The sequence below is a fragment of the Streptomyces sp. NPDC050842 genome, assembly GCF_044456565.1.
Taxonomy (GTDB): Bacteria; Actinomycetota; Actinomycetes; order Streptomycetales; family Streptomycetaceae; genus Streptomyces.
In genome coordinates this window covers 445,854-465,469 of record NZ_JBITGA010000007.1, presented here as the reverse complement: position 1 = coordinate 465,469, position 19,616 = coordinate 445,854, and the positions used below count along the sequence as shown (strand labels likewise).

The 19,616-nt window shown below is 72.5% G+C and carries 18 protein-coding genes; 8 read left to right on the top strand and 10 right to left on the bottom strand.

The genetic code is table 11. From position 1 onward, the window contains the following. Nucleotides 1–9: 9 nt before the first annotated feature. Nucleotides 10–1,461 carry a hypothetical protein gene (locus ACIBG6_RS25805; RefSeq protein ID WP_399224934.1) on the bottom strand — a complete coding sequence of 484 codons (1,452 nt, stop codon included), beginning with the start codon at nucleotides 1,459–1,461 and terminating at the stop codon, nucleotides 10–12. 220 nt (nucleotides 1,462–1,681) lie between these two features. On the opposite strand from ACIBG6_RS25805, the gene ACIBG6_RS25800 reads away from it, so the two are divergent. After that, on the top strand, nucleotides 1,682–2,602 hold the full coding sequence (locus ACIBG6_RS25800; RefSeq protein WP_399224933.1) for a Gfo/Idh/MocA family protein: 921 nt from the start codon (nucleotides 1,682–1,684) through the stop codon (nucleotides 2,600–2,602). Here ACIBG6_RS25800 and ACIBG6_RS25795 read toward each other — a convergent pair. Next, the gene (locus tag ACIBG6_RS25795; protein ID WP_399225037.1) at nucleotides 2,578–4,029 is read right to left on the bottom strand and encodes a PLP-dependent aminotransferase family protein; all 1,452 of its coding nucleotides are present in this window, start codon (nucleotides 4,027–4,029) and stop codon (nucleotides 2,578–2,580) included. The two genes, ACIBG6_RS25800 and ACIBG6_RS25795, sit on opposite strands and share 25 nt — an antisense overlap. Nucleotides 4,030–4,084: 55 nt before the next feature. Beyond that, nucleotides 4,085–4,444, bottom strand: a complete 360-nt coding sequence (locus ACIBG6_RS25790; RefSeq protein WP_399224932.1) for an ArsC/Spx/MgsR family protein — start codon at nucleotides 4,442–4,444, stop codon at nucleotides 4,085–4,087. Nucleotides 4,445–4,593: 149 nt separating this feature from the next. Between ACIBG6_RS25790 and ACIBG6_RS25785 the strand changes: the two genes are divergently transcribed. From ACIBG6_RS25785 to ACIBG6_RS25765, 5 genes are all read left to right on the top strand, one after another. Next, nucleotides 4,594–4,869 (top strand): hypothetical protein, encoded by a 276-nt coding sequence (locus tag ACIBG6_RS25785; RefSeq protein WP_392297083.1) that lies wholly within the window; start codon nucleotides 4,594–4,596, stop codon nucleotides 4,867–4,869. Between the two features lie 146 nt (nucleotides 4,870–5,015). Further along, on the top strand, nucleotides 5,016–5,705 hold the full coding sequence (locus ACIBG6_RS25780) for a Crp/Fnr family transcriptional regulator (RefSeq protein WP_399224931.1): 690 nt from the start codon (nucleotides 5,016–5,018) through the stop codon (nucleotides 5,703–5,705). Between the two features lie 117 nt (nucleotides 5,706–5,822). Beyond that, nucleotides 5,823–6,725, top strand: coding sequence for a hypothetical protein (locus tag ACIBG6_RS25775; protein WP_399224930.1), 903 nt, complete (start codon nucleotides 5,823–5,825; stop codon nucleotides 6,723–6,725). Nucleotides 6,726–6,853: 128 nt separating this feature from the next. Beyond that, nucleotides 6,854–8,770: a hypothetical protein gene (locus tag ACIBG6_RS25770; protein WP_399224929.1), complete on the top strand. Its 1,917-nt coding sequence runs from the start codon at nucleotides 6,854–6,856 to the stop codon at nucleotides 8,768–8,770. Next, a complete protein-coding gene (locus tag ACIBG6_RS25765) occupies nucleotides 8,767–9,615 on the top strand; it encodes a hypothetical protein (RefSeq protein ID WP_399224928.1) in 849 nt (282 codons plus the stop codon). The genes ACIBG6_RS25770 and ACIBG6_RS25765 overlap by 4 nt, the downstream gene beginning before the upstream one ends. Nucleotides 9,616–9,714: 99 nt before the next feature. Here the strand turns inward: ACIBG6_RS25765 and glnA are convergent, their stop codons facing one another. Further along, on the bottom strand, nucleotides 9,715–11,139 hold the full coding sequence (glnA, locus tag ACIBG6_RS25760; protein ID WP_329623901.1) for a type I glutamate--ammonia ligase: 1,425 nt from the start codon (nucleotides 11,137–11,139) through the stop codon (nucleotides 9,715–9,717). Between the two features lie 220 nt (nucleotides 11,140–11,359). Between glnA and ACIBG6_RS25755 the strand changes: the two genes are divergently transcribed. Further along, nucleotides 11,360–11,827 carry an RDD family protein gene (locus ACIBG6_RS25755; RefSeq protein WP_399224927.1) on the top strand — a complete coding sequence of 156 codons (468 nt, stop codon included), beginning with the start codon at nucleotides 11,360–11,362 and terminating at the stop codon, nucleotides 11,825–11,827. 71 nt (nucleotides 11,828–11,898) lie between these two features. Here the strand turns inward: ACIBG6_RS25755 and ACIBG6_RS25750 are convergent, their stop codons facing one another. The 4 genes from ACIBG6_RS25750 to lipB all read right to left on the bottom strand — a co-directional run bounded on the left by ACIBG6_RS25750 (nucleotide 11,899) and on the right by lipB (nucleotide 15,098). Continuing rightward, complete coding sequence (locus tag ACIBG6_RS25750) at nucleotides 11,899–12,603, bottom strand: DUF4191 domain-containing protein (RefSeq protein WP_399224926.1); 705 nt, start codon at nucleotides 12,601–12,603, stop codon at nucleotides 11,899–11,901. 10 nt (nucleotides 12,604–12,613) lie between these two features. Beyond that, complete coding sequence (locus ACIBG6_RS25745) at nucleotides 12,614–12,829, bottom strand: hypothetical protein (RefSeq protein ID WP_267043227.1); 216 nt, start codon at nucleotides 12,827–12,829, stop codon at nucleotides 12,614–12,616. Between the two features lie 373 nt (nucleotides 12,830–13,202). Continuing rightward, on the bottom strand, nucleotides 13,203–14,156 hold the full coding sequence (gene lipA, locus ACIBG6_RS25740; RefSeq protein ID WP_399224925.1) for a lipoyl synthase: 954 nt from the start codon (nucleotides 14,154–14,156) through the stop codon (nucleotides 13,203–13,205). 120 nt (nucleotides 14,157–14,276) lie between these two features. Then, a complete protein-coding gene (gene lipB / locus ACIBG6_RS25735) occupies nucleotides 14,277–15,098 on the bottom strand; it encodes a lipoyl(octanoyl) transferase LipB (RefSeq protein WP_399224924.1) in 822 nt (273 codons plus the stop codon). A gap of 359 nt (nucleotides 15,099–15,457) precedes the next feature. Between lipB and ACIBG6_RS25730 the strand changes: the two genes are divergently transcribed. Further along, the gene (locus ACIBG6_RS25730) at nucleotides 15,458–17,062 is read left to right on the top strand and encodes a regulator (protein ID WP_399224922.1); all 1,605 of its coding nucleotides are present in this window, start codon (nucleotides 15,458–15,460) and stop codon (nucleotides 17,060–17,062) included. Nucleotides 17,063–17,081: 19 nt separating this feature from the next. Here ACIBG6_RS25730 and ACIBG6_RS25725 read toward each other — a convergent pair whose 3' ends face one another. Both ACIBG6_RS25725 and ACIBG6_RS25720 read right to left on the bottom strand, forming a co-directional pair. After that, nucleotides 17,082–18,452: an NAD(P)/FAD-dependent oxidoreductase gene (locus tag ACIBG6_RS25725; RefSeq protein WP_399224921.1), complete on the bottom strand. Its 1,371-nt coding sequence runs from the start codon at nucleotides 18,450–18,452 to the stop codon at nucleotides 17,082–17,084. Nucleotides 18,453–18,682: 230 nt separating this feature from the next. Continuing rightward, entirely contained in the window at nucleotides 18,683–19,594 is a 912-nt protein-coding gene (locus ACIBG6_RS25720; protein ID WP_399224920.1) for a TIGR01777 family oxidoreductase, read from the bottom strand. Nucleotides 19,595–19,616: the final 22 nt, after the last annotated feature.

Below are 19,616 nucleotides of genomic sequence, written 5' to 3'. Positions count from 1 at the left end.
CGCCATGCCTCAATCCTCCGCCTTGCAACTGCACGCACCCAGCCCCGCTCCTTCTTCCGCCCCCCATGTGCCGGTCGGTCTCAAGAACAGCTCCACGCGCCGGTCCAGATAGGCCCCCAGCTCGGCGAACCCCGTCCGCCCCTCCGCGAACTGCGCGATCTCCACCAGGGCCGCCAGATCCTCCGCATCCCGGATCCCGGCGGTCGGCACGCTCGGTGCCAGCCGGCGCACGTCGAAGCCCTCCGCGTCGTATACGGGGTTGAGGTGGACGACACTCGTCCGCCGCTCCGGATCGAGCCGCGACCGCCACACCCGCAGGACCTCTCCCGCGAGCCCCGGCGGGGCGTTGTCCCAGCCGTCCGAGACGATCACCATCCGGTCGGGTCCGGTCTCCAGCGCGTCCAGGATCCGCAGGCCGAGCGGCGTCGGCCCGGACGGCCGGACGAGCAGCGGATCGGAGCCGCCCGACGTCCACAGCGCGGTGTACGCGCCCGGCGCCGCGAGGGCCTCCAGGAGGAAGTGGCAGCCCAGCGCGACGGCCAGCGGACGGCGCCGCTTCACCGCCGAACCGGAGGAGGAGAAGCTGTCGTCAAGGACGGCGGCGACCCGCCCCCAGCTCCCCGCGTACGGCCCGGCCGCGCGCCGGGCGGCGGCGCGCAGCGCGTGCGTCAGCTCGGCCCGCCGCTCCACCCGCTCGCCGAACGGCAGCGCGAGGACGTACAGCGCGAGCCGGGTGAGCGGCATGACGGTCAGGTCGGCGGCCCGCTCCGTCCTGAGCTGCTCGAGCCGCGTCATCCGGGGCGCGATCCGCTCCAGGAACAGGGCGCGGGGCACCTTGTGCCGCGCGGCGAAGCCCTCGGCGACCGTGAACGGCAGCTCGTACAGCGCGCCCTGCTCGTAGTGCGCGCGGCGGTACGCGTCGAGGGTGGCGTTCCCGTACCGGACGCGGCGGCCCGGCGCGAAGAGGAAGTCGCCGGTCTCGGGATCGGCCGGCCGGCCGTGGACGTGCCGGAGGGCGGCCTTCACCCCGGGCCGGTACTTCACGGCGTCCAGCGCGGGATCGGGCCGGGCGGCGATCCACGCGCGCACGATCGCGCGCGTGCGGCGGTTGTTGACCCCGGCGGCGCGCAGCGCGCGGAACAGCCGGTAGACGCGCTGCGGCGGCAGCAGCGCGAGCCGCGCGGCGATCAGCCGCCCCTCGGCCCGCTTCGCCTCGGGGCCGCCCGCCTCGTGGGGCGTGCGCAGCAGCTGCTCGACGATGAGGGCGGCGTTGTGGTGGTTGATGTCGAGGGCGAGCGCGGCCGCGTACACGGGGCGGTAGTTGACCCGTACGTACTCGTGGACGAACCGAAGCGAGAAGCGCTGCGCGGCGGCGGAGGAGCGGAACTCGCGCTGGCCGGTGGCGGTCACGGCGGCGTTGACGAAGAGGAGCACGTCCTCGGCGGCGACGAGCTCGGACAAGGCTCTCCCCTTCTCGTGGGCGCCGGCCGGGGAATGGGGGCACGAACAGCGAAGACGTTGCTTCAGAGGCAGGTTCCGGAAGTCGCACCGAAGTCCCGCGGCCGGCGGGGAAGACGCTAACACCGGGGAGGGGGAGGCCCGCCAGCGGATTACGGGCCCGGGCCCGTCACCCTCGCTCTTCCGCGCCCTCGCTGTCAGACGCACCAGGCAGACTGGGGGCATGGCGAAGCACCAGGGCGCGAAGCCCCGTATCGGACTCCTCGGCACCGGTCCCTGGGCCGCCCGTACGCACGCGCCCGCGCTCGCCGGGCATCCGGGCGTCGAGTTCAGCGGGGTGTGGGGCAGACGCCCGGAGGCGGCGGAGGCGCTCGCCGCCGAATTCGGCACGCGCGCGTACGACGACGTGGACGCGCTCTTCGCGGCCAGCGACGCCGTGGCCTTCGCGCTGCCGCCGGACGTCCAGGCCCCGTTGGCGGTGCGGGCGGCGGAGGCCGGCTGCCACGTCCTGCTCGACAAGCCGGTCGCCACGACGGTGGCGGCGGCCCGCGAGGTCGCCGAGGCGACGGAGAAGGCCGGAGTCGCCTCCGTCGTGTTCTGCACGCTCCGCTTCGCGGAGACGACGGCCCGCTGGATCGAGGAGCAGACGGCGGCGGGCGGCTGGTTCCTGGGCGAGGCGCACTGGCTGGGCTCGCTCTACGGGACGGGTTCCACCAGCGTGTACGCGGACTCCCCGTGGCGGCGGGAGAAGGGCGGGCTGTGGGACGTCGGCCCGCACGTCCTCTCCGTCTACCTGCCGGTCCTCGGCGACGTCACCGCGATCACGGCCGTACCGGGCCCGGCGGACACCCACCACCTGGTCCTGCGCCACGGCTCCGGCGCGAGCAGCACGGCCACCCTGACGCTGAGCGCCCCACCGGAGGCGGCGGAGGTGACGCTCTCCCTGCACGGCACCCGGGGCCGGGCCGAACTGCCCCGCTGGGGAGGCGCGGTGGACGCCTTCGCCGCGGCCGCGGACGCCCTGCTCACGGCGGCCCGCACCGGCGAACCGCACCCGTGCGACGCCCGCTTCGGCCTGCGCCTGACCGAGATCCTGACGGAGGCGGAGCGGCTCGCCGCTCAGAGCACGGCGGACAAGGCCTGACACAGCGCGTCCAGGGCCGCCGGGTACAGCCGGTCCGGGGGCGTGGCGTAGCCGACGACGAGGCCGTCGGGGAGAGCCGCGCCCAGTGCCTCCGGGTGCCGGTAGTCCGCGAGGCCCTCCACGGCGACCCCGTGCCGGGCCGCGGCGGCGACAGCCGCCCGCTCCGTCCCCGGGGGCAGTTCCACTAGGGCGTGCAGCCCGGCGGAGAGACCGGTCACCCGTACCCGCGGCACGCCCTCCGCGAGCACCGAAACCAGTCGGTCGCGCCGCACGCGGTGGTGCTGGCGCATCCGCCGGACGTGCCGGTCGTAGGCGCCGGAGTCGACGAACTCCGCGAGCGTGAGCTGCTCCGTCGCCGACGTGTGCGGTTCGCGCAGGCCCTTCGCCTCGACGACCCCGTCCACGAGGGCCTCCGGCAGGCACATCCAGCCGATCCGCAGCGCGGGGGAGAGGCTCTTGCTGACGGAGCCGAGGAGGACGGTCCGGTCGGGGTCGAGGCTCTGGACGGCGCCCACCGGCCGCCGGTCGTAGCGGAACTCGCCGTCGTAGTCGTCCTCCACGACGAGCCCGCCGGAGCGCCGCGCCCACTCCAGGACGCCGGCCCGGCGCTCGGGGTGGAGCGGCCCGCCGGTGGGGAACTGATGGGCGGGGGTGAGCAGGACGGTGCCCGCCTCCGGGGGGATCTCCGCGATCCGCGCCCCGTCCTCGTCGACGGCCAGCGGCAGCGTGTGGATGCCCGCCTCGCCCAGCAGCCCCTGGTGGTAGGGGAGTCCGTAGGCCTCGACGGCCCAGGGGCGGGGAGGCGCCTTGTGGTCGGCCGTCTGGCGGGCGGGCTTCTCGCGGGCGTGCGTCGCCAGGGGGACGCGCGCGAGGAGCCGCAGGGCGTGCGCGGTGCCGGAGCAGACCACGATCCGGTCCGGGGTGGTCCGTACGCCCCGGACCCGTGCGAGGTACGCGGCGAGGGCCCGGCGCAGCTCGATCCGGCCGCGCGGGTCCCCGACGCCGAAGACCTCGTGGGGCGCGGCGGTCAGCGCCCGCCGGGCGGCCGCCAGCCAGGCCGCGCGCGGGAAGGCGCCGGGGTCGGGCTTGCCCTGGACGAGGTCGTACGGGAGTGCTGCCGGCGCGGCGGGCCGTGCCGGTCCGGGGGCCGGAGCGAGGACCCGCTCGGCCACCCGGGTCCCGGAGCCCTGGCGGGAGGTCAGCCAGCCCTCGGCGACCAGCTCGGCGTAGGCGTCGGCGACGGTGTTCCGGGCGATCCCGAGGTCGGCGGCGAGCGACCGGTAGGGCGGCAGCAGCGTCCCGGGCGCGAGGCGTCCGCCGCGGACGGCCTCGCGCAGGGCCTCGGTGAGGACGGCCCGCCGGCTGCCGCTCGCACCGAGCTCCAGATGAAGATCGACCCCGAGCCCGCCGGGCCCTCCGTCCGCCATCCCGCTCACCGCACTTCCTTCCGGGCCGTGTCCCGGCCCTGCCTGCGTCACCGGCTCAGCGGGACAGGGCGTCCCGCACGGCCTCCTCCGACCGGGCCACGACGGCCGTGCCGTCCTCCGCCGTGATGATCGGCCGCTGGATCAGCTTGGGGTGCCCGGCGAGGGCCTCGATCCACCGGTCCCGGTTCTCCGCGTCCCGGGGCCACTCCTTCACGCCCAGCTCCTTGGCGACGGCCTCCGACGTCCGCGTGATGTTCCACGGTTCGAGCCCGAGCCGGTCGAGCACCTGCCGGATCTCCTCGGGCGAGGGCACGTCCTCCAGGTAGCGCCGCACGGTGTAGTCGGCGCCCTCCGCGTCGAGGAGGGTGAGGGCGCTGCGGCACTTGGAACAGGCGGGATTGATCCAGATCTCCATGCCCCCCACGGTACCCCCCAGACCTCCCTCCACCACCCCCCAAACCCTGCCTGGCCAGGGGCGATTGTCAGTGGGGGCCACTAAAATAGGGGGTGAAGGTGAGGGTCCCGGGGAGGGCCCGCACCCCACCGTTCGCCAGGAGGTAGCCCATGGCTCTCGCCGTGATCCGGACACCGTCCCTCGAACCCTGGAAGCCGCTCCAGAGGAAGCCGCTCCCCGCGGGCCGCCCCCGCGAGTGGTACGTGACGCACAACCGCCGCCTGAAGGCGATGCGTCTCGCGATCGCCCTCCTCGACGCCGGCGTCTACGTCCCGTCGAAGGCCACGAACGCGACGATACGCACGACGGCCGCCGAGATCGGCATCCACCCGCCCTCCGACACCACCTGCCGCATGGTCCGCGCCCTGATCCGCTACGGCCGCTGACCCGGCGAAAGGTCGCCAGGAGGGCCGCCGTCCCGGAACCTCGGGACGGCGGCCCTCCCGGCACTGGCAGCAGCGAAACCGCATGTATCAAGCCATCAAGGGCGAACCGCAGGGAGGAGCCGCCCTGGCGGAGATACAACCGCGTCATGACGGTTGATGACCGAGAGGCGTCAGGGCGGGGTCGGCGACTGGCCCCGGACGTGTGGCGGGAGCTGTGCGGCCTCGGCGTGGAGCGACGGTACCGGGCCGGTGGCACCATGCTGCGGCAGGGCGAGTCCGGCACCCATCTGCTGGCGCTCACCGATGGGCTGGTCAAGGTCATACGCCGGGAGGAGAGCGGCGAGTCCACCCTGCTGGCCTTCCGCGGCCCCGGTGACCTGCTGGGCGAGGTGGCCGTCTTCGATCACCAGGCACGGATCGCCGACGTCATCGCGCTGCGTCCCTGCAAGGCCGTGATGCTGGAGGCCGAGAGGTTCCGTGCCTTCGTGGAGGACCGGGGCTTGGTCATGGAGCTGATGCAGCAGACCCTCGCACGGCTCCGCGAGTCCGACCTGAGACATGCCGAACTGCAGCGTCTGCCACTCCATACGCGTCTGGCCCGCTCGCTGGTCCGTCTGGCGGACCTCATGGGACCGGTAGGAGCCGGCGCCGCGCCGTTGCGGCTGACAGGGCTGACCCAGGGAGAGCTCGCCCAGGCCATCGGCGTCACCCGCAATGCCGTCGTGGGAAGCCTTCAGGAGCTGCGACAGGCCGGAGCGGTGGAAACGGGACGGCGAGTGATCACGATCTGCGACATGGAGATCCTCCGAATGTGGGCGGGCCGGACCACCGAGTAGAAGTGATCACCGCCACCACCCGGGTGCCCAGCGCTGGGCATTCGTCGGGTCCTTCTCGGGCCAGGCTGGCGACGGGCCGCGCACCTGCGGTCGTCACCACTCCGGAGGAGGTTGCCCATGTCTGAGCAGCTGATCGCGCCCTGGGCCGAGAGCCGTCCCCTGCCGCCGTACAAAGGCGTGCTGGCCGTCGACGCCAAGGACTTCACCGGTCTCCCGGCTGTGCTCCACGCCCCCGTCAGCCAGATGATCCCCGAGCTCGTCGACCAGGCCCTGGCCAAGGCCGGGCTGACCGGAGTGCAGCACGACAAAAGGTTTCCGGCCAACACGGGAGACGGCATCGTCTTCGGCTTCGACCCGGCGCACCTGCCGTTCGTCATCTGGCCGTTCCTGAAGGAACTGGACGAGGTGCTCGCCCAGTACAACCTGTCGGTCGGGCCCCGCATCCGTCTCCGGGCCAGCGTGCACGTGGGCCCGTTGCCGGACGAGGGCCGACCGGGTGACGGCAACGGAACGCCGCGCAACGACACCCATCGGCTGCTCGATTCCCGGCCGGTCAAGGCGGTCCTCGCCTCCTCAAGCGAGCAGACCACCCACCTTGCCGCGATCCTCTCCGACCGGGTGTACGAGGACGTGGTGCTGAGCGGGTACGCCGGGCTGCATCCCGACCGGTGCATCGAGGTGCCTGCCACGGTCGAGGGCAAGCCATTCGCCCAGCGGGCCTGGCTGTTCATCCCTTCGCCCTCCGGCAATCTCTTCCGGTCGGGCGTGCTGGCCGCAGACACGTCGCGCGGTCCGGTCGAGGCGGCAGAGCCGGCCGGCGCCCCCGTCCAGCAGCCGGGGAGGAGCTATCACAGCAATAGGCAGGAGGTCCGTGGTGGCACGGCCATCATGGGCGACGTCTCCGGCGACGTCAGCCACACCGGCGGCGACACGCACTACACCGCTACCAACCAGCACTGGGGCAGCGGCGACAACGTCTCGGGCACCAAGAACACCGGCGCGCCCGGGGAGCAGCGATGACTGCGGCCGGAGCCGACGGAGCTCCTGACGAGGTCCCGCAGCGGCCTTCGGTTCCCGCGCAGGGCTCGGAGGCGACGTATGACGGCAACGAGCAGAACGTGCGGAACGGTCCCGCGGTCATGGGGGATGTGCACGGCCCGGTCACCAACAACAACTATTACGGGGTCCTCGATGGCGAGGCCGAGGGAACGATCGCAAAGCCGCGCTTCCGCGAGGGCCCCTACCCGCCGGAAGAAGTAGACGATCGGTTGCGCGACTTTGTCGAACCGCCCTCCTACGCTCTCTGCGAGGAAATCCTCCTTGGGCGTCGAGTGCTGCTGCTGCGTGGAGAATCCGGAAGCGGTATGAGTACGGCCGCGTTCGCTCTGCTCCGGCAAGTCACCGGCAACGGCCGGATCGTCGGTCTCGACTCGGCCACCGACCTGACCGGGTGGACACCATCGTCCACCGGCGGATACGTGGTCCAGGGCATCGTGCCGGAGGCCGGGGAGTGCCTCGACGAAGTGGCGCTCAACCAGCTCACCGGCCATCTCCGCGCCAAGGACGCGTACCTGGTCGTCATCGTGAACCGGACGATCGCACTGCCCCGCGCGATCGCCCCTTGGTGCCGCCCCCACATCGGGCCTTCGCCCCGTGACGTTGCCCAGTCACGGCTGCAGGGCATGGCCGACGCGGGGACGCTCAGCGCGGAGCAGCTGAGGGAAGCGGTCCGTTCGCTCGACGTGCCGCCGTTCAAGGAGTACCTGGCTGCCGGATCTCCAGTCGTCGGCGTCGATGTGGCTGAGGAACTGGGCGAGGTCGCAGCGAACCACCGAACTCTGGAGGCGGCTGCCGACAACCTGCGGATCGGTACCGCCGAAGAGGCGGGGACGCTCCTGAACAACGTGCGTCGCAGTGTCGACGACCTGGCGCTGACCGCGACCATCGCCCTGCTTGAGGAGCAGGACCGGTCCGTCGTCGAGCGGTTCGCCGCCCGGCTGAGGCCGCTGCTCGCCGTGCGAGGCACGCAGCCGCCGTCCGAGCAGGCGAACGACGACCTTCTCGGCCGTGACATCGACGACCGCCTTGCCGGGGTGGAGGCACGACTGTTGTCTCGGACCGCGGGAGCAGCACGGGGGTACCGCTACTGGAGCGAGCCGGTGGTCTTTCGCGGCAAACACCTTGCCGAACAGGTCCTCCGGCGCCTGTGGCTCGACTACGAGGGTTTCTCCGGCGTCCTGATGACGTGGCTGCTCGACCTGCCGTACGAGCCCGGAGTGGACAGGGTCGCGGGCCGGCGGATCGGACAGGTGCTGTGTCTGGCGTCCGGCCCCGACGCCCTCGCCCAGCTCGACCCGTTCGCCCGCTCCTCACGTAGCTGGCAGCGGCGTCTCGTCGCCCACGCGCTCGGAGAAGTGGTCCAGGACACGGTGCTGTCCGCCGCTGTCCGTGCTCAACTGGGCCAGTGGAGCCGCCTCAAGGGGGTGGAGAAGCGCTGCACGGTGGCCGAGACGTGCGCGGGCAGCTTGGGGCTTGCTCTGCCCGACTTCGCCCTCGGACTGCTGGGCACGGTCTTGGACGGCAGGGGCGAGCCGTTGGACGACGACGTGTCCAAGGCCGTCTCCGCTGCCCTGGGTGTGCTGCTGACCGAGAGAGCCAACAGGGAACGCGTGGTTCGCCGACTCACCGACTGGCTGGGCGAACAGCCCTCGACCGCCCGCCGCACGTACGCGGTCCGAGCGGTCCAGGGCCTCTGCTCCAACGGGTTTCCCGCGATCAACCGTGCGGGCGTCCGGAGGACAATGCTTGCCGACCTGTTCGCCGACTCCTGGGAGGTCCTGGTTCCCCTGGTACTGACGGCGCTCGACGACGATCAGCTGCACCATCCGATGGCGCAGGGGTTGGAGGCACTGGAATCCTCGCTCGGGCCGGACGGCCGCCCGCAGATGGAAGCCTTCCTCGGTGCGGTGCTGCGGGCGTCCGGAGGCAGCCGTGGCCTTCGCCGGCTTCTCTTCGCCCGGCTCCGTGACCGTTCGCCGGTTCCGGCGGGGGAGGGTGTGCGATGAGCGGCGCGCTCGTGGAACCGCTGACCTCCTCCCCGCTGCGCGGCCTGCTGCGTCTGCGGCTCGGCAGCCGCGTCGACCGCGCGCTGGTGTTCCTCGCGACCGGGGAGGAACCCCGGGTGGCGTGTCCGAGGCACGACGAGACATGCCCGTATCGGTCCCCGAGCCTGACCATGGTGGGACGCAGGGCTTTCGAGCGGGCGTATTGGGTGTCGTTGGTGGAGCACGATGCCGTGGTGGACCTCCACGACCACCGGGCGGACACGCGGCACGGAGGCTCGACGCGGGTGTCCGCCGCATGGTGGGTCTCCGATCCGGCTCTGGTCGCCCGGGAGCGCCTGGCGGCTGGGGACGTACGTTCGTGGATCGCCCATGACGCGGGCAGGCGGGGCGTGCGAGCAGACGCGGTCCGCATGGAGTTCCAGGTGCCGGAGGTGGGCATCTCCTACCGGATCGGGCGATCGCTGCCGTTGAGTGTCCCCGAGCCCTCGCAAGCGGCCGACATGCCGTTCGTGTGGGGCGATGAGCGGCGAGCGGCCTACCGCTTCTATCGGGAGGCTGTGGCCCAGGGCCCGTACAGTCTCGCGGGACTGTGGTTGCTGCACCACCCGGATCAGGCACGGGAGGTGCTCGACTGGACGGTGCAGAACCGGAGCCTGCTAAGTGATCAGGCGGAGTGGGAGCGTTCTCTCGTGGCTCTGCTTCAGGGGTTGGGCGCCGAGGACCGTGGCTTCATCGGGGTGAAGCTGGCCGAGCTCCTCAGCGGCATGGGCATCCCGCAGGCCGATGAGACGCTGCGGCGCGTGGATTCTGCATCCCGACGCACGGGGCACCGCACGTCGTCGTGACGTGCTGTCGCATGGCCGTCTTCGACGAACGGCGAGGGCCGCCGCCCCCGGAAGTCCGGGGGCGGCGGCCCTCAGCGTGAAGCCTGGAGAATCCGCGGCTTAGAGGTCGAAGTAGAGCTCGAACTCGTGCGGGTGCGGGCGCAGCTGGATCGGGGCGATCTCGTGGGTGCGCTTGTAGTCGATCCACGTCTCGATCAGGTCGGACGTGAAGACGCCACCGGCCTGCAGGTACTCGTTGTCGTCCTCGAGGGCGTGGAGGACGGCCTCCAGGTTGGTCGGGACCTGCTGGACGTTCGCGTGCTCCTCGGGAGCCAGCTCGTACAGGTCCTTGTCGATCGGCTCCGCCGGCTCGATCTTGTTCTTGACGCCGTCGAGGCCCGCGAGGAGCAGCGCCGAGAAGGCGAGGTACGGGTTCGAGGACGGGTCCGGCGCGCGGAACTCGACGCGCTTGGCCTTCGGGTTCGAGCCCGTGATCGGGATGCGCATGGCGGCGGAGCGGTTGCGCTGCGAGTACACCATGTTGACCGGGGCCTCGAAGCCCGGGACCAGGCGGTGGTACGAGTTCACCGTCGGGTTGGTGAAGGCGAGCAGCGACGGCGCGTGCTTGAGGATGCCGCCGATGTAGTAGCGGGCGGTGTCCGAGAGGCCCGCGTAGCCGGTCTCGTCGTAGAACAGCGGGTCGCCGTTCGCCCACAGCGACTGGTGGACGTGCATGCCCGAGCCGTTGTCGCCGAAGATCGGCTTCGGCATGAAGGTCGCGGTCTTGCCGTTGCGCCAGGCGACGTTCTTCACGATGTACTTGAAGAGCATCAGGTCGTCGGCCGCGGCGAGCAGCGTGTTGAACTTGTAGTTGATCTCGGCCTGGCCGGCGGTGCCGACCTCGTGGTGCTGGCGCTCGACCTGCAGGCCGACGTTCTCCAGCTCCAGGGAGATCTCGGAGCGCAGGTCGGCGAAGTGGTCGACCGGCGGGGCCGGGAAGTAGCCGCCCTTGTAGCGGACCTTGTAACCGCGGTTGTTCTCCTCCGAACCGGTGTTCCAGGCGCCGGCCTCGGAGTCGATGTGGTAGAAGCCCTGGTTCGCCGAGGTCTCGAAGCGCACCGAGTCGAAGACGTAGAACTCCGCCTCGGGGCCGAAGTAGGCGGTGTCGGCGATGCCGGTGGAGGCGAGGTACGCCTCGGCCTTCTTCGCGATGTTCCGCGGGTCACGGCTGTACTGCTCGCCCGTGATCGGGTCGTGGATGAAGAAGTTGATGTTCAGCGTCTTGTCGCGGCGGAAGGGGTCCACACGGGCCGTCGACAGGTCGGCGCGGAGCGACATGTCGGACTCGTGGATCGCCTGGAAGCCGCGGATCGACGAGCCGTCGAAGGCGAGCTCCTCAGCCGGGTCGAAGGCCGTCGCCGGGATCGTGAAGTGCTGCATCACGCCCGGAAGGTCGCAGAACCGGACGTCGACCATCTTGACGTCGTTGTCCTTGATGAACTTCTTGACCTCGTCGGCGTTCTGGAACCCGTGCTTCTCGGACATCCAACTCCTCCTACTCCCGGCCCGGGGAGGGGCGGGGTTGCAGCTCGGTCGTGCGCCATTGCGGTGGCACACGCTGGACCCGACCATAGGCAGACGGGATTTCTCCAGCATGACCCATTTGTTTCGTCGAAGTTAACCGGAGCGGGTGTGCGGCGTGCTGCGACGTGCCCAGTCCGACCCGGACGGAAGTGATCGAAAACGGGCGCAGTACCGTGGTCGGGTGGACAACAGGCAAGCACTCGGATCGTGGCTCTCCGGCCCCCGTGCCGCGGCGGAGCAAGCAGGCGTGGACTTCGGTTACCGGGGTCAGCAGCTGGGACTGCCCGAGGAGGGACCCGGCTCGATCGCCCGCCCGGGCCGCCGGCTCGGGGCCCTCGCCTTCGACTGGGCCCTGTGCCTTCTGATCGCATACGGCCTGATCACCGACAGCTATAGCCAGGCGACCAGCAACTGGGCGCTCGGCCTCCTGCTCGTCCTGAGCGTCCTCACGGTCGGCACCATCGGGTCGACGCCCGGCAAGCGCCTCTTCGGTCTGCGGGTCGTCTCGGCGAACGGCGGCCGGCTGAGCCTTCCGTGGGTGGTCATCCGCTCCGTGCTCGTCTGCCTCGCCATCCCGGCCCTCATCTGGGACCGCGACGGCCGCGGCCTCCACGACCGCCTCTCCGGCGCCGTCCAGGTCCGTATCTGACCCCCCGAGTACGCGAGAAGGGCCCCGGACCGTGTGGTCCGGGGCCCTTCTCGCGTACGGGGTCGGGCGCGTCAGCGCATCTTTCCGCCGCGAGGCATCCGCATGCCCTTCGGCATCGGACCCTTCGGCAGCGGCATGTTGCTCATCAGGTCGCCCATCGCACGCAGCCGGTCGTTGGCCGCGGTGACCTGCGGGCCGGTGAGCACGCGGGGCAGCTTGAGCATGGTCGTACGGAGCTTCTTGAGCGGCACCTGGCCCTCGCCGTCGCCGACGATGAGGTCGTGCACCGGCACGTCCACCACGACGCGGCTCATCCGCTTCTTCTCGGCCGCCAGCAGAGTCTTCACCCGGTTCGGGTTGCCCTCCGCCACCAGCACGATGCCCGCCCGGCCGACCGCGCGGTGCACGACGTCCTGGCTGCGGTTCATCGCGACCGCGGGGGTCGTCGTCCAGCCGCGCCCGACGTTCTGCAGCACCGCCGCCGCCGCGCCCGGCTGGCCCTCCATCTGCCCGAAGGCCGCGCGCTCGGCGCGCCGCCCGAACACGATGGCCGCCGCCAGGAGCGCCAGGACGAAGCCCAGGATGCCCAGGTAGACCGGATGACCGATGAGGAAGCCGATCGCGAGGAGGACACCGAGTACGACGATGCCCACGCCTGCGACGACAAGTCCGACCTTAGGGTCGGCCTTCCGGGTCATCTTGTACGTGAGGGCGATCTGCTTGAGCCGCCCCTGGTTCGCAGCGTCAGCGCTGCCCGTGTTTGCCTTCCTCGCCATGTCCTGAAGTTTACGTGGCCCGCGAAGCGCGGCCCGACGCGGCCTCCATCACATGCTGGGCCTCGACCCGGTCCTTGGCGTGGCGGCGGTCCTCCAGGACGGAGGTCCAGGCGTTGCGCCGGGCGGTGCGCTGCCCGGCGCCGAGCAGCAGGGCCTCCACGGCCTTCAGGGCGTCGGTGACGGACGGGATCGCGGTGACGCGGACGTGCGTCGATGCGGCCGGCATGTCGGGGTCCTCCCTCGATTGCGGATGAGACGAGGCGGGGGGATGTGAGCGGGTGGTGGCGGTGAGTGAATTCAAGCTCACAGATCGGTGTTACCAGGGCGTGACCCGGTGGTCAAACACTGATGAAACGTTGATGCGGCCAAGTGCCGGACGGCGGATACGCCGACGCGGCCCGTACGTCCCCGCTGAGCTGCGGGGGCGTACGGGCCGCTTCCGATCCGGCCACTACCGACCGGTAACTGCTTGTGCTCGGATTCACACAGCCTGAGTGGCGTTGTCGACGGCACCGCGCTTCTCTGTCCTTCTGGTCGCGCTCCGCCTCGCTACCGCTCCGGCCGCGTGCCCGCCCTCGTTCCTCGGACGGACCCGCAACCTACGCTCCAGCTCGGCTGCGCTGCTCCATCGCCTGCTGGAACAGACGCCCGGCCCGGTACGACGAACGGACCAGCGGGCCCGACATCACGCCGGAGAAGCCGATCTCGTCGGCCTCCTCCTTCAGCTCCACGAACTCCTGCGGCTTCACCCAGCGCTCGACGGGGTGGTGCCGGACCGAGGGGCGCAGGTACTGCGTGATCGTGATGAGCTCGCAACCCGCGTCGTGCAGCTGCTGGAGCGCCTCGCTGACCTCCTCGCGGGTCTCGCCCATGCCGAGGATCAGGTTCGACTTCGTGACCAGACCGTAGTCACGGGCCTGCGTGATGACGTCCAGCGAACGCTCGTACCGGAAGCCCGGACGGATCCGCTTGAAGATCCGCGGCACCGTCTCCACGTTGTGCGCGAAGACCTCGGGGCGGGAGGCGAAGACCTCCGCCAGGAGCTCCGGCACCGCGTTGAAGTCGGGGGCGAGCAGCTCGACCTTCGTACGGCCGTCGGCGCGCTCCGCGGTCTGCTGGTGGATCTGGCGCACGGTCTCCGCGTACAGCCAGGCGCCGCCGTCCGCCAGGTCGTCGCGCGCGACGCCGGTGATCGTGGCGTAGTTCAGGTCCATCGTGACGACCGACTCGCCCACGCGACGCGGCTCGTCACGGTCCAGCGCCTCGGGCTTGCCCGTGTCGATCTGGCAGAAGTCGCAGCGCCGGGTGCACTGGTCGCCGCCGATGAGGAAGGTCGCCTCGCGGTCCTCCCAGCACTCGAAGATGTTGGGACAGCCCGCCTCCTGGCAGACCGTGTGCAGGCCCTCGCTCTTCACGAGGCCCTGCATCTTCGTGTATTCGGGCCCCATCTTCGCGCGGGTCTTGATCCACTCGGGCTTGCGCTCGATGGGGGTCTGGGCGTTCCGGACCTCCAGGCGCAGCATCTTGCGTCCGTCGGGTGCGACTGCGGACACATCGGCTCCTGTAGCTTCGATTCTTCGGCGCACACCAGGGTACGCCCGTTGCTTCCCATGCCTTACCGTCTGGCCAACCTCTGGCCAGAGCACCGCATTCCTCAGACCTCGGTCCCGCCGCTAGGCGGAGGCCGGCTCCGGTTCCGGCTCCGCCGGACGCTCGATCTCGCGGGGCTTCAGCTCCGCCTGCTCCAGGACCTCCCGCAGATGGCGCTCCACGACCGGGAGCACCTCCTCGATCGTGAGGTCCCGGCCCAGTTCGTTGGCGAGCGAGGTCACGCCCGCGTCGCGGATGCCGCACGGGATGATCCGGTCGAACCACGCGTTGTCCGGGTTCACGTTGAGGGCGAAGCCGTGCATGGTGACGCCCTTGGCGACCCGGATGCCGATGGCGGCGAGCTTGCGGTCCTCGCGGCGCTGGCCGGCGTTGGACGGGGCGTACTCGGGCCCGTTCAGCCGGGGGTCGAACTCCTCGTCGGTGAGCCGGGGGTCGAAGTCGAGGGAGAGCCCGCCGAACGACGGCCGCTCCTCCACCGGATCACCCAGGACCCAGACACCGCTGCGCCCCTCGACCCGGCTCGTCTCCACGCCGAACTCGGCGGCCGTACGGATCAGGGCGTCCTCCAGGCGGCGGACGTGCGCGACGACGTCCACCGGGCGGGGCAGCTTCATGATCGGGTAGCCGACCAGCTGGCCGGGGCCGTGCCAGGTGATCTTGCCGCCGCGGTCCACGTCCACGACGGGCGTCCCGTCCAGCGGGCGCTCGCTCTCCGCCGTGCGCCGACCGGCGGTGTAGACCGGCGGGTGCTCGAGGAGCAGACAGGTGTCGGCGGTCTCGTCGGCGAACCGTGCGGCGTGCACTTCGCGCTGCTTGTCCCAGGCCACCTGATAGTCGACGGCATCAGCGCCGAATCCAAGGCGGACGAATCGCAGCTCACTCACGGCCATGCCTCCTCCTGGGTGCCGCGGCCGGGTTCCGGGGATCATCCCGGGCCGGCGAGACACCATGCGTCATTCGCGCCCATGCCACTGTACGGCGGTGTCGTGGACACCTGTACGGGGGTGGCCGGGGACGCGTGTAGATGCGCCCCTGGTGGCGCCCCCTACGGGCGGTGCCGGGGTGCCGCCTCCGGCAGCCGGCCCGTGACGGCTACGTCAGCGGTGCCGTCAATCCTCACACGATCGGATGAATGTGGGGCGAAGGCGGCGGTACGGGCCGTGGGGACCGCTAAATTCACGCCGATCCATGAGGGTCCGAACGGGCTGCACCTGGGCCCGGAAGGCAGGAGACCGCACAGCTGATGACGGAACGACCACCGCAGCGCATCCCGAACCGGCAGCTCGCCGCGCTCATCGCCGAAGCCGGGTTCTCCCATGCGGGCCTCGCCAGACGGGTGGACCAGCTCGGTCTGGAGCACGGCCTCGACCTGCGGTACGACAAGACCTCCGTGACCCGCTGGCTCCGCGGCCAGCAGCCGCGCGGCACCACCCCCGCCCTCATCGCCGAGGTCTTCACCCGGCGCCTGGGCCGCCGGCTCTCCGCGCAGGACCTCGGTCTCGACGCCTGCGCGCCGGTCTACGCGGGCCTGGAGTTCGCGGCGACCCCCGAGGAGGCCGTCGACATCGTCAGCGGGCTCTGGCGCAAGGACTCCGGCAGCCACGCCGAACTCCGCAAGATCGCCTTCACCCCGGCGGGACTCGTCGTCCCCAGCCGCGACTGGCTCATCGGCCGCGCCGACGAGCGGGTGGCCCGCGGCGAGCTCGCCCCCGGCCCGCCGTCCACCCGGGCCCACGGCGGGACCCCCGGAGACCCCCGCGCGCCGCACGACCCTCGGTCCCCGCACGAATCCCGCTCCCCGCATGAATCCCGCTCCCCGCACGAACCCAGGACCCCGCACGACCCCCGCGTCTCCCATGACCCCCGTGTCTCCCACGACCCGCGCGTCCCCGCGCAGGGCCGGTTCTCCGTGCCCCGGCAGCGCGGCACGGACCGAGGGCCCGGCCAGCGGGTCTCCAGCGGCGACATCGCCGCCCTCCGCTCCGTCGGCGAGCTCTTCCGCACCCTCGACCACGCCTACGGCGGCGGACACGCGCGCCAGGCCCTCGTCCGCTACCTGGAGCACGAGGCCGAGCCGATGCTGCGCGGCACGTACGGCGAGGCCGTCGGCCGCCGCCTGTTCGCCGCCGCCGCCGACCTCACCCGGCTCGCCGGCTGGACCTCGTACGACATCGCCGCCCACGGCCTCGCCCAGCGCTACTTCGTCCAGGCGCTGCGCCTCGCCCAGGCCGCCGGGGACCGCGCCTACGGCTCGTACGTGCTCCTCACCATGAGCTGCCAGGCCGTCTACCTCGGCCACGGGCGGGAGGCCGTGCAGCTCGCCCGGGTCGCCCAGCAGGGCGTCGGGCCCGCCGCGCCGCCCGTCGTCCAGGCGATGCTGCACGCCATCGAGGCCCGCGGGCACGCGGTCCTCGGCGAGGCCCGGGTGTGCAGCGCCTCCCTGGTCCGGGCCGAGCGGGCCCTCGAAGCGGCCCGGCCGGGCGACGAGGTGCCCTACTGGGCCCGGATGTTCGACGAGGCCCAGCTCGCCGACGAGCTCGGGCACTGCCACCGCGACCTCCAGCAGTACCGGCCCGCCGCCCAGCACGCCGAGCGCGCCCTCCAGCTGCGCGCGCCCGGCTTCGCCCGCAGCCGGCTCTTCTGCCGGGTCGTCCTCGCCACCTCGCGCCTCGCCCTCGGCGAACTCGACCAGGCCTGCGCGCTGGGCGCAGAGGCCGCCCAGCAGGCCTCCGAGATGCGGTCGGCGCGCGCCGTCGAGTACGTACGCGACTTCGAGCGCCGCCTGGAGCCGTACCGCGACGCCGCGGCCGCCCGCACCTACCGCGACCGCGTCGCCGCCATCGGCTGACCCTCAGGGGCAGCCACCGTCACGCGGCCTCCTCCGCCGCCTCGTCCTCCTCCTGCGGGAGCCGGACGCCGAGGTCGCCGAGGAGCGCGCGGGCCGCGCGCGCCCCCGAGGCGAGGGCGCCGTGCGGGGTGCCCGCGTCCCGGTGGTCGCCGCACACGTACAGGCCCGCGAGCAGCCGGACCGGGCGGCGGGCGTCGTGCGGCGGCGGCATCGCCGGCACGGCCTCCGCCGTGTGGCGCAGGGCGAGCAGCTCCCACTCGTCGGTCGACGTGCCGTACAGCGTGGCGAGGTGCTTGCGGACCCGGCGCTCCGTGTCGTCCGGCGGCGTCCCGAGCACCGTCGAGGTGATCAGGGCCCGGCCCTCCGGGGCGCGGGTCGGGTCGACCGCGCTCATCACGGCCGTGTGGGCCACCGGCCCGCCCGGGTCGGACTCCAGGAGCAGCGTCGGGTCCCCGGTGGGCGCCGCGGGCGCCGTGTGGTGGAGGACCGTCACCGCGTGGAAGGCGGGCGCACGCAGGCCGGGCAGCAGTTCGGCCGCCGTCCGCGCCCCCGTCGCGAGCAGCACCGAGCGGCAGCCGAAGACCCCGTGCCCGGCGGTCGTGACCCGGGAGACGGACGCCTCCGTGACCCGGACGCCGGTACGGACCGTGCCGGGCGGCAGCGCGGCGGCGAGCCGCTCCGGAAGGGCCGCCGAACCGCCCTCCGGCACGGCGAGCCGGCCCCGGGCGAAGCCGCGCAGCGCCAGGTCCGCCCGGCGGCTCGACATGCCGAGGTCCGGGTCGCCGAGGAGCGCCGCGAGCAGCGGCCGCAGCACGCCCTGCACGGTCCGGGCGGGCAGCCGGGCGGTCAGCGCCTCGCGCGCGGTCCGCTCGGGGCGGGTCAGCAGCCGCTGGGACGGGGTCGCGGCGAGCCGGACCAGGGACGCGCCGAGCCGAGCCTGGTCGAGCGAGGCAGCCGGACGCCGGGGGGCGCTCGCGAGGGCGCGCGCCATGCTGAACGCTCCCCCCACGCTTCGGTGGCCCCCGACGCGGTGCGCGCCGGCCACCCGGCGCGGGTGCGGGGCGCCCCATCGCGTGTACCGGCCGTCGCTGTGCACGAGCACCCCCGGGGCGAAGGGGCGCAGCGCGAGCCCGTCGAGCCCCGGCACGGCACGCAGATCCTCGGGCGACAGGGTGAGCAGGGGCCCCACCCGGTCGAGCAGGAAGCCGTCGACGGAGTCGGTGGCCATCCGGCCGCCGATCCGCGGCTCCGCCTCCAGGACGGCGACGGAGAGCCCCGCCCCGGTCAGCCGGTGCGCGGCCGCGAGCCCCGCGATCCCGGCCCCCACGATGACGACGTCGACGGTCTCCACGACGTCCGTTCGTTGTGCGGTACTTGAGCTGCTGAGCACGTGCCCCTCCCCAGGATCGGCGCGGCTGGTGGGAGGCTCATGCCCCCCACAGTGGGAGGCCTATGCCCCCAACGAGCCCCCGGAATGCCCGAGTTCGCCACGATCCTAGGCAGCGCTCCCACGGAAGTCGGCCCGCGCGCACCGGTGCGCGCGCAGCACGGGGGAGCGCAGGGGAGGCCAGGGAGGGGCAGGGGAGGGGCAGGGGAGGGACGGGGGCGGGGGAGGAGCGCTCAGCGGGCGGCGGCGCGGATCGCGTCGTCGATCGTCGGGAAGGCGAAGTCGAAGCCGGACTCCAACAGCCGCCCCGGCAGCACCCGCTGACTGCCCAGCACGTCCTGGGCGAAGTCCCCGAGCACCAGCCTCAGGGCCGGCGCGGGCACCGTGCACAGTGTGGGCCGCCGCAGGACCCGCCCCATCGCGGCCGTCACCTCCCGGTTGGTGACCGGCTCGGGGGCCGTCAGGTTCACCGGCCCGGCGAGGGACGGGGTGTCGACCAGGTGGCGCAGGGCGGCCACCTCGTCGTGGAGGGAGATGTGCGACCAGTACTGGCGGCCGTCGCCCATCCGCCCGCCGATCCCGGCGCGGAAGACCGGGAAGAGCCGTCCCCAGGCCCCGCCCTCGCGGGCCACGACCAGTCCGGTACGGGCGTAGGCGACGCGGATGCCGGCTTCCTCGGCGGGGGCCGCCGCGGCCTCCCACTCCACGCACACCGAGGGCAGGAAGCCCGTCCCGGCGGGCGCGCTCTCGTCGACCGCGCGGCTGCCGGTGTCCCCGTACCAGCCGAGCGCCGTGCCGCACACCAGGACCTCCGGCGGCTCCGCGAGCGAGGCCAGTGCCTGGGCGATCGCCCGCGTGCCGAGGACGCGGCTGTCGCGGATCTCCCGCTTGTACGCCTCCGTCCAGCGGCGTTCGCCGACGCCGGCGCCCGCCAGGTGCACGACGGCGTCCACCCCGACGAGTCCGGCGGCGTCCACGTGCAGCCGCTTCGGGTCCCACTCGACCTCGTCGGCGGTCGCGGCGGGCCGCCTGACGAGGCGGAGGACGTCGTGGCCGTCGGCGCGCAGGGAGCGGACGAGGGCCTTGCCGATGAGTCCGGAGGCGCCGGTGACGGCGACGCGCTTGCGGGTGGCGGAACGCTGCATGGGCCCATCCTGCCCTCCCGGT

Bases quoted from the DNA above. Each gene is read 5' to 3' on its own strand.
- ACIBG6_RS25730 (WP_399224922.1), top strand. From the start codon at position 15,458: ATGACGGAACGACCACCGCAGCGCATCCCGAACCGGCAGCTCGCCGCG.
- ACIBG6_RS25720 (WP_399224920.1), bottom strand. From the start codon at position 19,594: ATGCAGCGTTCCGCCACCCGCAAGCGCGTCGCCGTCACCGGCGCCTCC.
- ACIBG6_RS25775 (WP_399224930.1), top strand. From the start codon at position 5,823: ATGTCTGAGCAGCTGATCGCGCCCTGGGCCGAGAGCCGTCCCCTGCCG.
- ACIBG6_RS25780 (WP_399224931.1), top strand. From the start codon at position 5,016: ATGACGGTTGATGACCGAGAGGCGTCAGGGCGGGGTCGGCGACTGGCC.
- ACIBG6_RS25790 (WP_399224932.1), bottom strand. From the start codon at position 4,444: ATGGAGATCTGGATCAATCCCGCCTGTTCCAAGTGCCGCAGCGCCCTC.
- ACIBG6_RS25785 (WP_392297083.1), top strand. From the start codon at position 4,594: ATGGCTCTCGCCGTGATCCGGACACCGTCCCTCGAACCCTGGAAGCCG.
- ACIBG6_RS25800 (WP_399224933.1), top strand. From the start codon at position 1,682: ATGGCGAAGCACCAGGGCGCGAAGCCCCGTATCGGACTCCTCGGCACC.
- ACIBG6_RS25745 (WP_267043227.1), bottom strand. From the start codon at position 12,829: ATGCCGGCCGCATCGACGCACGTCCGCGTCACCGCGATCCCGTCCGTC.
- ACIBG6_RS25765 (WP_399224928.1), top strand. From the start codon at position 8,767: ATGAGCGGCGCGCTCGTGGAACCGCTGACCTCCTCCCCGCTGCGCGGC.
- ACIBG6_RS25750 (WP_399224926.1), bottom strand. From the start codon at position 12,603: ATGGCGAGGAAGGCAAACACGGGCAGCGCTGACGCTGCGAACCAGGGG.
- ACIBG6_RS25795 (WP_399225037.1), bottom strand. From the start codon at position 4,029: ATGGCGGACGGAGGGCCCGGCGGGCTCGGGGTCGATCTTCATCTGGAG.
- glnA (WP_329623901.1), bottom strand. From the start codon at position 11,139: ATGTCCGAGAAGCACGGGTTCCAGAACGCCGACGAGGTCAAGAAGTTC.